The following is an 11,683-nucleotide window of genomic DNA, read 5'->3' as shown; positions in this document are numbered from 1 at the left end:
ATTTAACTTTCTGTTGCTGCTAAGTCCCCTTCCAAAGGAGAGAGGATACGTGGGGTGGGAGGGTAAATTACTTATACACAAAGTTATACAGTAAGTAGCAATGAAGATGATACGGATAGATAACAATGCACACGAACTGTTGAACAAAGTAAAGGATAAGATGAGAGAAGAAGGTATTGAAAATCCTACTTTCTCAGATGTTATAAGGTGGTTGTGTAGCCATGTTGAGCTATAAGTTTCGTCTGTATCCATCGAAAACCGTTGAAGCTAAACTGAACGAACATATCGAGCTATGCCTCTGGAGAGGAGACCTCTACTCTCCGTTACCGCTAAAGCGGTAATCGAGGGGCAAGTCTTCTCTGTGAAGCGGGAAGCTCCTTGCGTGAGCGTGGGGTAGTTCACGGGCTACACAGATGCAAAACGTTTTTACCATTCAGAGTAAGGGAAGATGCGATGAGGTTCATGCTCATGGCCCTGCTGGTGCTCGTGCTCGCTGGCACGGCTGCTGCCGAGAGGGGCACACTGGTGTGGTATGGGAGTGCCGAGGTCAGGGACGGGGAGCTCATAGAGCTGGCACAGGGCTATGAGCTGAGGGTGATGGATATAGCGGGAAGCGGAGATGGAGCCCTGTTTGAGCTGCGCCTCGACGGCGATAAAGTGGCAGACGGCGTTGCCACATCTGCCTCCCCCTACGCGTACACCATCACCCACAAGGGCACCCAGTACACCATCCTCGATGTGGAGGGTTACAAGCCCAAGGGTGAGGGGGGGAGGGCGGGTCTTAGGATTTGGCAGTACAGGGACCCGACGAGGGAGCTGCCCGAATGGCTGCACCCCTCCACGTTCACAGTGAGCGTGGGAAGAAGGCACACCCTCGAGCAGGGCTACAGCCTGCTGGCAAGCGAGTACGACCCAGAGGAGGGCGAGGCAGCAATCGAAATATACAGCGGCTCTGTGCTCGTTGCCACCGCCAAGCCAAAGGAGGGCGAGTACTTCGGATACGTGGCACGGCAAGACGGGGTGCACAGGTGCATACTGTTCGGCAGGTTCGAGTCGGGGGCGAGGTTCAACGAGAGCGAGCCCTATGTGCTCATTCTGAGGGATGTGGTGCAGTACCCCGACTTCGTGTGGATAGCAGAGGAGACGCCCACCCCTGCCCCAGAGCCGCTTGAGCTCTCGGTGGACGTGCGCCCCATAGAGGGCGAGGATGACATATCCGCCGGCGATGACGCTCTTGTGTGCGTGAGGGTGAAGGAGCCACTGCGCTCGCTCGATATATACCTCGATGGGGTGCTCGTGGACTCGAGGGAGAACAGCTCTGCCCAAGTGTACACCGCAGTGCTCCAGAACCTCTCTGAGGGCAACCACACCCTCATGGTGGAGGCAAACGCCACGAGCGGCAGGTCTGCCATCGAGCAGATGGAGCTGAGGGTCGGCGTTGCGGGACTCACTACCAGTAAGATAAAAAAGGAAGCATCGGGGAAGGAAGCGTCCTCAGAGCCAGCAAGGCCGCCCAGGCTTCCGGCACCCTCTCTCGTGGCTGGCTTGGGAGCGTTGCTGCTCTGGGATGTAAGGAGGCACATATGAGAGTAGTTGCAGGACCATCCTCACAGATGCTGGCAGCCAAGGTGGCGAGAGCTGGAGGGTTTTCCATGGTGCCCGCAGAGTACGAGCGCTTTCCAGATGGGGAGGGCTACCTGCGGGTGTGCGAGGACGTTGCGGGAGATGATGTGGCAATCGTGCAGACGATAGGGTGTGATTGCGACCTCGTGTCGCTGCTGCAGCTCATCGATGCGTGCGAGGATGCCGCAAGGCTGGTGGCCGTCATCCCGTACATGGGGTATGCACGCCAGGACAGGCGGTTCAAGCAGGGCGAGCCCATAAGCGCAAGGGCAGTTGCCCGATGCATAGGGGCGGACCACGTGGTGCTCGTGAACGTGCACAATGAGAGGGTGCTGGACTACTTCGTGTGCGACGTGTGCTGCCTCGATGCCGCACCTGTGCTCGCAGGACACATAGTGCAGATGGGCTTGGATGACCCGTTGTTCGTGGCTCCAGACGACGGGGCAATCGAGATTGCAAGGGCGGCAGCGCAGGCGGTGGGCGCCCAGCACGACCACCTCGAGAAGAAGAGGTTATCTCCAGAGCACGTGGAGATGGCGCCCAAGCACCTGGACGTCGAGGGAAGGCACGTGGTGCTCATCGATGACATCATATCCACAGGAGGCACGATGACGACCGCAATCGGGATGCTCACCGAGCAGGGGGCATCTCGTGTGTACGTGGCGTGCGTGCATCCCGTGTTCGTCAAGAACGCCATCGTGAGGCTGTTTGCCGCGGGGGCTGGAGACATCGTGTTTACCGACACGATAGAGGGCCGTGGTGGCGTGGTGAGCGTGGCACCCCTGATTGCCCGCCATCTGAGGGAGATGCGATGAGGGGTGTGGTCGTCGGCGTGCTGGTGGTGCTCGCCGCCAGCAGTGGACTGCTCCTCGGGCTTCTCATCGCAGGGTACGAGCTGCCCATAGGCGACCAGATAGCGGTGATATACATGGACGGCTATCTCATAACAGAGGACGTGCCCTCTGGATGGGGAGTCGCGAGCTCGGAGGCAATAGCAAAGGCGATACGGCAGGCGGTGGACGATGGCAGCGTGCGGGCAATCGTGCTCAGGGTGAACAGCCCGGGCGGCTCGATTGCAGCCTCTGAGGAGATAAGGGCTGAGGTGATGCGGGCAAGGCAGGCTGGAAAGCCCGTGGTGGCGTCCATGGGCTCTGTTGCCGCCTCTGGAGCATATCATGTGGCGTCGGCGTGCGATTACATCATGTGTTCCAACGCCACACTCACGGGAGGGGTGGGCGTGCTCTGGGTGTTCGAGGACAGAAGCGGGTACTATGATGACGAGGGAATACAGTTCTTTATAGCCAAGAGCGGAGAGCTCAAGGACATGGGCACCGACACGAGGCCACTCACCGAGGAGGAGAGGGCGTATGCGCAGGAGGTGGTTTCCTCCCTGTTTGAGAAATTCATCTCAGACGTGCAGAGCGAGCGTAACCTCACACAGGAGGCCACGAACTACATCTCGGATGGCAGGGTGCTCACTGGGATAGAGGCGCTCGAGCTGGGGCTCGTGGATGGCACGGGGGGGCTGTTCGATGCGATTGACAAGGCAGCAGAGCTGGCTGGTATCTCGGAGTATGGCATACGGTACATGGAGAAGCCCTCCATCACACGCCTCCTGCTGGGTGCACAGCACAACGAGACCCAGATACGAGAGACGCTGAGGCACGTGGGCGTGGGGTGGGTGGTGAGCACTATTTGAGCTGGCGGCTCTTCGTGTCTGAGGAGCACGCTCTCGTGGGTGCAAGTGGACCCATCAGGCTTGCAAGCTGTGCACCCATTGGAGGGGGTGTGAGAAATGCTCTGGGCGTTGTGAACATGAGTGTGCCCAGGGACTTCGCCCCCTGCGACCTCGACGAGCTTGCCAGAAGGCGGCTTGTGGACGCACATCTTCCCCTTGACTGTGCCGTGATGTTCACGGCAGCCCGCATCGAGAATGCCGTGCTCTCGCAGAGGGGCGAGGTGGCGTGCGCCATCACCGCAGGACTGTCCAACGCCGCCTCAATCGGGCACACTTCACCATGCAACGCTCTGGGCACCATCAACATAATCCTCCTGATAGACGCCATCCTGAGCGATGCGTGCCTGATAAACGCCGTGCAGAGCGCAGCAGAGGCAAAGTGTGCCGCCGTGATGGACATGGGTGTGTTCGTGGGGGGAGAAAGGGCGACTGGCACCACCACCGACTGCGTGGCAGTGGGCAGCACCCAGAGGGGAAAGCACCACGAGTATGCGGGAAGCGGCACGGTGCTGGGTCACACCATCGGCAGGCTCGTGAGAAGGGGCGTGAGACGGGCGGTTGCACTTCAGGATGGGTTAGAGTGATGCTCACGTGGTCTTGAGATGCAGGCAGTCGCCAGAGAGCACCCTCTGGATGGAGCCGTCTTCTGTCCTTATCAGAAGCCAGCCCTCGGTGTCCACCCCAATCGCCACGCCCCTGATGGTCTGTGTGAGTGTCCTCACCTCCACATGCCTTCCAATGGTGTCCGAGAGCGCCTTCCAGTCATCGAGTATGCTGGAGAGGTGCTCGTGAAACGTCCTGTACTCCTCCTCGAACTGGAAGAGCACCTGCTGCAGCAGCGACACCCTGTCCACGGGCTCGCCAAGCTCCCTCTGCATCGATGTGGCTCTCTCCCTTATGTCCTCAGGCAGCAGCTCGATGTCCACGTTGGCGTTGATGCCCATACCCACGACGACGTAGTTCACGACATCTGGGGTAGCACTCACCTCGTTGAGGATGCCGCACACCTTCTTTCCATCGATGAGCACGTCGTTGGGCCACTTAATCTTGGCGTTGAGCCCATAGCTTCTCAGCACCTTGGCAACCGCCACACCGGCCACATAGGTGAGCTGCACAGCCTCGGATGGGGTGATGTTGGGTTTTAGGATGATGGAGAACCACAGACCTCCGAGGGGCGATATCCATGGCCTGTGCACTCTCCCTCTCCCTCCTGTCTGACTCTCTGCCACCACCACAGTACCATCGGTGTCCACGAACTGGGATGCTATCTGCCGTGCCACATCGTTGGTGGAGGTGACCTCAAAGAAGTGAAGCAGCTTTCGTCCTATGATGGACGTCCGAAGCCCCCTCTTGATATTCTTGGGAATAAGCAGGTTGTGGTAGTCTTTCAGCCTGTATCCCAGCTTTGGTGAGGACTCCACCCTGTATCCCATCCTCATCAGGCTCTGGGCGTACTTGCTGACAGTGGCTCTGGACACCCCGAGGTGCCTGCTGAGCAGCTCTCCTGACACGAGCTCCCCCTCGTAGCTGAACAGAATGGAAAGCAGATGCGTCTCGATGGCCATACTCCTATCTCCCCCTTTCCTTTCTTGCCCCTGTCCTTTTATACCTTCTTGAACCCGTATCTGCCCACGAGCGGGACGAACACCACGCCTCCCCATGACTCGTGCTCGAACTCGCCCTCAGATACCCTTCGTACCAGATACAGGGTCTGGGAGGCGCTGCCTATGGGGATGACCATCCTCCCCCCTACCTTGAGCTGCTCGTACAGCGGTGGTGGCACTGCGGGAGCTGCACATGCAATGCTTATGCCATCGTAGGGAGCCTCTTTCGGGTATCCGAGCGTGCCATCCCCCACCACCACCTCCACGTTGTGGTACCCTGCCTGTGCGAGGTTCTCCCTCGCTGCTCTCGCAAGGGGCTCAATCCGCTCGATGGTGATTACCTTTCCCCCTTCCCCCACCAGCTCTGCGAGCACGGCGGCATGGTAGCCCATTCCACCTCCGACCTCGAGCACCCTGCCCCCCTCTGGTGGGTCGAGCAGCTCGCACATGATTGCCACCATATGGGGGGCGGATATCGTCTGCCCCTCGCCTATGGGAAGGGGGACGTCATCGTATGCGCTGTCCCTCACGCGCTCTGGCATGAACAGGTGCCTTGGCACCTTCTCCATCGCGGCGAGCACCCTCTCACTCATGCCCCTGCGCCTTAGGGTGGCCACCATCCTCCTTCTCGCATCGAGGTAGTTCATCACCACTCACGTGGGAGTGCATCATAGATAGCCTTTTTCACACCCTCTTCGCAAACACCCTCTTTATGGCGTATGCTGGGGCAGAGCCACCCCTTCGGCTGATGTAGCCTCCATTCCTTATCTTGATTTTCTCCACTCTCACCGTGCACCCACCGAGGGTGTACGTGTCGCCCACCACCACCTCGAGGCTCCCGTCCACCTTTGCCGACAGCGAGCGGGAGATGGGACCCTCTGGGTACGACACCTTGAGCTCCACCTCGTCAATTGCCCTTGCCCACACAGTGTCCACCTGATGGGCGTGCGCCCGCCTTGGCCTTCGCGCACCCGCCTCGAGCGCAGTAATCTCACAGAGCCGCACGTTGCCACTCTCCTCGTCGTCAAACAGCCGCTGCATGCCCACCTCGAGCACCTCGTCGGCATCTATGCGCACGCTCATCGCCTCGGAGTGCTCCCCAGTGCTCACCACCACCCTCACCATCTTGGAGGGTACTCTTAGTGGCTGATGGGCGTGCACTGTGCCACAGCGAGAGCATCTTACCACCATGTGTGCCCCCTGCTTCAGCACCACGTGGGGCGTGTGTGCCATGCACATGGGGCACTCGACGCTCAGTCTCTCCGTCAATCTCCCACCCCATAGCGTACGTGCACCGCAGCCCCCACATTGGCGTCCAGCATCTCCCTCGCGCTCAGCACCGCCCTGCCGGTGGCGAGCAGCACATCGTCCTCGTCCACCACGAGCACCTCGTCCCCCGCTCTTATCAGGGGGCTACACGAGAGCACGAATTTGGCAAACGCCGTTTTGCCCTGCCTAACGAAGGGCGCCGCCTCCCCATCCACCACCACCCTGTGGGCTGGCGGTGCAAAGTGCCGCCTCAATCGCTCGCCTCCAAGCGGGCTCAGTGTGAACAGCCCGTCCCTCGCCCTGAGGGTGGCAATCCTGACTGTGCCCTCCTTTATCTGCCTGATTCTCGAGCTGGACGAGAGCTCGATGCTCACATCATCACCAAACAGCGCTCTTCCAGCGCCCTTTCCGAACTGGTAGTCCGCAATCACCCTCGCCCTTCTCAAGAGCTCTGCAGAGCGCATACAATCCCCTCACAGCTTATACACTATGAACCTATCGGCATACCACTCATCCATCTCCATGCGCTGTTGGTCGGTGTTGAGCGTGAGCACCCCCTCACGCCTTGCCACCACCTCCACATTGCTCCCCACTCCAAGAGGCGACCTCTCGTGCCCGCTGTGGGCTATCGCCACCACCCTTCCCCTCTCGCCCACCTTTAGCTCAGAGAGCAGTATGGCAGAGCCCAGCTCCGTGGAGTGCTCCTTGCACTTCGGGATTGGGTTGCCATCTGGACATATCGCTGGATGGCCCAGCATCACGCACAGGCTGTCCAGCAGCCGCTCCGAGAGTGAATGCTCCAGCAGGCAGGACTCCTCGTGGGCATCCGCTGGCGAATACCCCAGCACCCTCACAAGAAAGCACTCGAGCACCTGATGCTTTCGCCTCACGAGGTTTGCCTCCCTATGCCCCTCTGGGGTGAGGGACACGCCATGATAGGGCGTGTACTCTATCAGTCCCTTTGAGCTCAGCCTCTGCAGCATCTCCGTGACGCTGGGCTGGGACACCCCCATCTCGGTGGCTATCGAGCTCGTCTTCACTGGACTGCCCTCCTTGCGGGACAGGTACAGGATTGTCTCGAGATACTCCTGCAGCTTGTACTCATCGAGGCTACGATGTCCCATGATAGGGGATGTATTTAGGGCATGTTAAATAGTTATTCCCACCATTGCACCCTTATGTGGGGGTCGTCCTCTATGAACACGCACTCAAACGGCAGCCTGTGGCACAGTGCCCTCATCGCTGGCGCCTCGGTGTAGTAGTGCCCTGCATCGAACAGTGCCATTCCCGGGTAGTCTCGGATGATGTGGTGCCGAAGCTCTCCAGACACATAGGCATCCACCCCAAGCTCGCGCGCCTCGTCGAGCAGCGCTGAGTGGAAGCCGCTTCCTGCCACCACCATCACCCTCTCCACGTCCTGCTTGCCCACGAACTGCACATGGGTGCCCAACCGCTCAGAGATGAGCATGGCAAACTCCTCCGCAGAGCACGGCTCCACCTCGCCCACGCACCCCATGTCCAGCCTCTCCACCTCCTCAAGGCCCAGAAGCTGGGCGAGCGTGTCATTGGTGCCCTCAGGCGCACGGTCGAAGTTTGTGTGCATCACATACACAGATATCTCGTTCTCCAGCGCTATCTTGAGCCTCTCGCACACCTCCCACCTGAGCGTACTCACGGGATAGAACAGCATCGGGTGATGGCAGATGAGCAGGTCCACCTCCAGCCTCGCAGCCTCCTCGAACGCAAAGTCCGAGGGGTCGAGCGATACAGCGGCACTGGACACGTTGTTGCGCCTGTCCACCACCAGCCCTATCCTGTCCGCATCCTCGGGGTCGGCAAGCTCTGGAGGAGCGATGTCCTCAAGTATTGAGACGACCTTGCTCAACCTGTACATATGCCCTCCAGCTGGTGCTCAAGGATGGTGCTCGCACACGCTCGAGCACCACTGATTTTCTTTTTTCCAAACTATTAATACCTGTGCCCAATCCCGCAGAATGGGGAGCAAAAACTATATACTTTACTAATAGTCAAGTTTATTTGCTTGATAATAATCAAGATTATTTGATTTATGGAGGGATCAGAATGGACGATGTATCGGGTGTGATGCTCACGGGAGTGCTACTCGGCATAGCGGTGTTTGGCGCAAAGAGCGGGATTGGCTGCGGGCTCTCGAGCCTCTCAAGACGGGAGCTCGTGGGTGTGGCGGGAGCGTACCTCCTCATGGCGGTGGTTGCGAGCATGCTGGCGGGCTCCATATTCTCCCATATTGGCACCGCCGTGCTCACCCTCGGTGTGGCGATGCACGCGCTCATGGGCATCGCTCTCATTGTGGGTGGGATGCACACCGTGAAGAGCTTCGTGTGCAATCACAGGGACATCACAAGAAGGACGTTTCTCATCATCTCCGCTCCCTGTCCCGTGTGCCTCGCAGCTACGTTCCTTGCGTGCTCTGTGCTGCAGAGCCTCGGCGATATGGGGGCGCTCAAGGTGGGGGCGCTCGTTGGCGCAACGTTCGCGCTCTCTATAGGCACTGCGAGCTATGCTGCCCGAAGGATAAGGGGCGCCACAGCGAGGGCCCCAGCCCTGCTGGGCAACATCATGATGTTCCTCGGAATGTTCTACGTGCTCTCTATCCTCGTGATACCTTCCTATCTGCAAACGCAGAGCCTCTCGGTGGTGAGCGCTGCATCCAGCGCAGCCACCCTCTCCACTGAGCAGCTGCTCACCAGCGCCCTCGTGCTCGGGGGCTTTACGGCATTAGGGTTTGGAGTATCCAAGTGGACCAAAAGGTGATGCTGATGGATCTTGCCACGCCCGTATTCTCCATGATGTACGTGATATCCACCTCCCTGCTCTATCCAGTGATTGTGATGCTCATAGGGTTGGTTGGCTGGTCTCTCATCATGCTGGGGGCGTTCATTTCGGAGTACACCGCAAGACACAGGAACCTCGAGGAGCTGGAGAGTGCAGCCCTCAGAGCGAGACGTGCACTTGATGAGGAGGATGTGGAGGCGGCTGCAGGCGCCCTCGAGGGCGTTGAGGCAAACCCCTTCGTGAAGGGGTTTTTGAGAGAGCTCGCGTCCTCGTTAAGGCAGAAGAACACGAAAAAGGCGGAAAAGCTGATGGACGACTACGAACTAAAGACCGCAGGAGTTCTGGAGAAGACAGTGATGGGCGCCAAGGTGGGTCCCATGGTGGGGCTCATGGGCACCCTGATACCGATGGGCCCCGCACTCGCTGGGCTCGTGAGTGGAAGCGTGGAGCAGATGGTGACCAACCTCATCATCGCGTTTGCCACCACGGTGCTGGGGCTGGCAGCGGGAATTGTGTGCTATGGCATCTCACTTGTGAGAAGGAGGTGGTATGCACAGGACATGAGCGACATCGAGTACGTGGTGGACATTCTGGAGGGGTGATATGCGGAGGAGAAGGAGGCTCGAGCTGGCACTGGAGGAGCACGACCCCATGAGCAGCGTTGCCAACCTGTTCGATGTGGCGATGGTGTTTGCTGTCGCCCTGCTGGTGGCGATGGTGATGTTCTACAACATGCCAGAGCTCGTGAGCCCCAACGAGAACATCACCATCGTGAAGAACCCAGGCGAGCCAGACATGCAGATAATCATAAAGGAGGGGCAGGAGATCGAGGTGCTCAACATGACCGACAAGCTCTCTGGGGGACAGGGTGTGAAGATGGGAGTGGCATACAGGCTGAAGGATGGAAGGGTGATATACGTGCCTGAGAACATCACAGAGGAGCAGCAGTAAGGTACCTTCTGTCTATCGTTCATGGGTGTGCAGAAAAATCCCAGTGCCGCAGTCAGTCCTTGATTGCCTCAGTGGGAGCAGGTAGAGCACTCAACCGAGGCACCCTCTTTTGCACACAACCACAAAAAACACAAAACACAAAAAAGAAAAAGAAAAAAGAAGAGCCACGGACTTACAGTCCGTAGTTCTTCGGGTTGAACACGTCCACCTTCTCGGAGTACTCCTTGATGCACTCGTCCATGAAGGCGTCCATGGAGTCTGGGAAGCTCGCCAGCTCCTCGAGTGCCTTGTCGAGCGCCTTCCTCTCGAACTTCGTGAGCTTCAGCTCGCCCTTCTTGTTGGCCTCGTCCACAATCTTTGCGGCGGTCTCGCCCGCAGCCTTTGCCCTGAGGTAGACGTCGTTGCCATTCTCGACGATTGCCTGCCCAACTTTGAAGGCGTTGAAGTATGCGAGCACATAGGGCTGCGGGTCCCTGTACAGGTCGGCTGCCACGTACAGGTCTCTGAGCACCTTGTCCTTGCCCGTCTGCTTTGCGGCGTTCATCAGGGCGACCTCGTATCCGAGAGCCTGTGCCCACACCTGCACCGTGGAGCCACCGAACTCGGAGTGATACTCCACGGACTCGTTGGACCACAGGTCACAGCACTGTGCAATCAGGTTGCCCATGACGTCCGCGTGGGCGCACGTGGCGTCCTTGCCCTCCTGGGCGTGGGGCACACCTGCCACGGCCTTCACGATTGGACCCTCGTATCCACAGTCCTTGCCAGGTCCCTTGGCGCCACACTCGTAGCACACGAGCGTCCTGCCAGCTGCGATGGCCCTGGCGATGATGGCATACACGTGGGGCAGGTTGTTGTCCAGCAGACCGCCAGCCACGAACATGCACGTGTTGGCACCAGAGCAGTTGGTCTCACCGCCGGGTATGCAGCTCGTGCCCGCCTTGTTCACGGTGTCCACTATCTGGCTCCACACCCACTCCATGTCGATGCTGCCCAGGCAGCCGATGCCGAACAGGATGCCCTTGAGGTCCTGCCTGGCCACTGCATAGTCCAGAATCTCCTTGCCGCCCACGGTCTCACAGGAGATGTTGGACGCACCCGCCTTGGCACATGCCTCCACGGTAGCAATCATCTTGTTGGGGTAGTCGTGCTCTGCGTCCTCTCTCAGGCCAGCGGGTGCCAGCTCATCACGCCTGATGTCACCCGGTGTGTGCCTGAGAGCGAGCTTGATGCCATACTCCTCGTTGAACTTCTTCATCAGCTCGAACTGCTTCTTGGTGACCGCCTCGCCCCATGATGGGTCGTTGGTCATCTGGAACACGTGCTCTGTCTCGAGCTGCATGGTGGGAAGTCCAATCGTGACACACCTCTCGAGGATGTCCTTGGTGATGTGTCTGTACTCGTTCACAAGCTTCATCTTGGAGGCCTCAGAGCCGGGCCTTGGTGCGTAGTTGGTCTCTGGCACCACGTATCCTGCACCAAGCTCCAGGTCCAGTCCGTAGTTCTTGATGGGGTTCGGAGCCTCTCCGAACACCATGTCGTCTGGGTTGGTGTAGGCCATCTTGGTGTATCTCATCTTTACAGCCATAGTTCCTCCTCCCAATGGTTTTTTACAGGGGAGTGGTGGAGTTTATTCTGATATAAATGTTATCAATTGTAAGGATTTCACTCTGATTTTACCCTA

15 protein-coding genes are annotated in these 11,683 nt (G+C 58.8%); 8 read left to right on the top strand and 7 right to left on the bottom strand.

The window, feature by feature from the left end; all coding sequences use genetic code 11:
- Positions 1 to 221 precede the first annotated feature (221 nt).
- The 5 genes from BP07_RS09240 to BP07_RS08405 all read left to right on the top strand — a co-directional run bounded on the left by BP07_RS09240 (position 222) and on the right by BP07_RS08405 (position 3,945).
- Positions 222 to 341, top strand: coding sequence for a helix-turn-helix domain-containing protein (locus BP07_RS09240; RefSeq protein ID WP_157203118.1), 120 nt, complete (start codon positions 222 to 224; stop codon positions 339 to 341).
- Between the two features lie 112 nt (positions 342 to 453).
- Positions 454 to 1,587, top strand: a complete 1,134-nt coding sequence (locus BP07_RS05780) for a hypothetical protein (RefSeq protein ID WP_042686825.1) — start codon at positions 454 to 456, stop codon at positions 1,585 to 1,587.
- The gene (locus tag BP07_RS05775) at positions 1,584 to 2,438 is read left to right on the top strand and encodes a ribose-phosphate diphosphokinase (protein WP_042686823.1); all 855 of its coding nucleotides are present in this window, start codon (positions 1,584 to 1,586) and stop codon (positions 2,436 to 2,438) included. The genes BP07_RS05780 and BP07_RS05775 overlap by 4 nt, the downstream gene beginning before the upstream one ends.
- Positions 2,435 to 3,322, top strand: a complete 888-nt coding sequence (sppA, locus tag BP07_RS05770) for a signal peptide peptidase SppA (protein WP_052353287.1) — start codon at positions 2,435 to 2,437, stop codon at positions 3,320 to 3,322. The genes BP07_RS05775 and sppA overlap by 4 nt, the downstream gene beginning before the upstream one ends.
- Positions 3,319 to 3,945, top strand: a complete 627-nt coding sequence (locus BP07_RS08405; RefSeq protein ID WP_052353286.1) for an adenosylcobinamide amidohydrolase — start codon at positions 3,319 to 3,321, stop codon at positions 3,943 to 3,945. The genes sppA and BP07_RS08405 overlap by 4 nt, the downstream gene beginning before the upstream one ends.
- Before the next feature lie 3 nt (positions 3,946 to 3,948).
- Here BP07_RS08405 and BP07_RS05760 read toward each other — a convergent pair whose 3' ends face one another.
- The 6 genes from BP07_RS05760 to BP07_RS05735 are packed head-to-tail and all read right to left on the bottom strand — an operon-like array spanning position 3,949 to position 8,128.
- Positions 3,949 to 4,926: a biotin--[acetyl-CoA-carboxylase] ligase gene (locus BP07_RS05760; protein ID WP_052353285.1), complete on the bottom strand. Its 978-nt coding sequence runs from the start codon at positions 4,924 to 4,926 to the stop codon at positions 3,949 to 3,951.
- Positions 4,927 to 4,964: 38 nt separating this feature from the next.
- Positions 4,965 to 5,612 carry a protein-L-isoaspartate O-methyltransferase gene (locus BP07_RS05755; RefSeq protein ID WP_042686821.1) on the bottom strand — a complete coding sequence of 216 codons (648 nt, stop codon included), beginning with the start codon at positions 5,610 to 5,612 and terminating at the stop codon, positions 4,965 to 4,967.
- Between the two features lie 37 nt (positions 5,613 to 5,649).
- Positions 5,650 to 6,234: an HVO_0476 family zinc finger protein gene (locus BP07_RS05750; RefSeq protein ID WP_042686819.1), complete on the bottom strand. Its 585-nt coding sequence runs from the start codon at positions 6,232 to 6,234 to the stop codon at positions 5,650 to 5,652.
- Positions 6,231 to 6,698, bottom strand: a complete 468-nt coding sequence (locus BP07_RS05745; RefSeq protein WP_042686817.1) for a PUA domain-containing protein — start codon at positions 6,696 to 6,698, stop codon at positions 6,231 to 6,233. The genes BP07_RS05750 and BP07_RS05745 overlap by 4 nt, the downstream gene beginning before the upstream one ends.
- 9 nt (positions 6,699 to 6,707) lie before the next feature.
- The gene (locus tag BP07_RS05740) at positions 6,708 to 7,358 is read right to left on the bottom strand and encodes a metal-dependent transcriptional regulator (RefSeq protein WP_052353284.1); all 651 of its coding nucleotides are present in this window, start codon (positions 7,356 to 7,358) and stop codon (positions 6,708 to 6,710) included.
- 32 nt (positions 7,359 to 7,390) lie between these two features.
- Positions 7,391 to 8,128, bottom strand: coding sequence for a Nif3-like dinuclear metal center hexameric protein (locus BP07_RS05735; protein ID WP_042686815.1), 738 nt, complete (start codon positions 8,126 to 8,128; stop codon positions 7,391 to 7,393).
- 188 nt (positions 8,129 to 8,316) lie between these two features.
- On the opposite strand from BP07_RS05735, the gene BP07_RS05730 reads away from it, so the two are divergent.
- From BP07_RS05730 to BP07_RS05720, 3 genes are read left to right on the top strand one after another with little or no spacing between them, the layout of a single operon-like run.
- Entirely contained in the window at positions 8,317 to 9,027 is a 711-nt protein-coding gene (locus BP07_RS05730; RefSeq protein ID WP_042686812.1) for a DUF2162 domain-containing protein, read from the top strand.
- Positions 9,027 to 9,650 (top strand): MotA/TolQ/ExbB proton channel family protein, encoded by a 624-nt coding sequence (locus BP07_RS05725; protein ID WP_157203117.1) that lies wholly within the window; start codon positions 9,027 to 9,029, stop codon positions 9,648 to 9,650. Before BP07_RS05730 ends, BP07_RS05725 begins: the two co-directional genes overlap by 1 nt.
- Before the next feature lies 1 nt (position 9,651).
- Positions 9,652 to 9,999: a DUF2149 domain-containing protein gene (locus BP07_RS05720; protein WP_042686810.1), complete on the top strand. Its 348-nt coding sequence runs from the start codon at positions 9,652 to 9,654 to the stop codon at positions 9,997 to 9,999.
- Between the two features lie 172 nt (positions 10,000 to 10,171).
- Here BP07_RS05720 and mtaB read toward each other — a convergent pair whose 3' ends face one another.
- On the bottom strand, positions 10,172 to 11,587 hold the full coding sequence (gene mtaB / locus BP07_RS05715; protein ID WP_042684251.1) for a methanol--corrinoid protein co-methyltransferase MtaB: 1,416 nt from the start codon (positions 11,585 to 11,587) through the stop codon (positions 10,172 to 10,174).
- Positions 11,588 to 11,683 lie beyond the last annotated feature (96 nt).

Origin of the sequence: Methermicoccus shengliensis DSM 18856 (genome assembly GCF_000711905.1) — an archaeon.
Taxonomy (GTDB): Archaea; Halobacteriota; Methanosarcinia; order DSM-18856; family Methermicoccaceae; genus Methermicoccus; species Methermicoccus shengliensis.
This window is presented reverse-complemented; position numbering and strand designations above follow the sequence as displayed.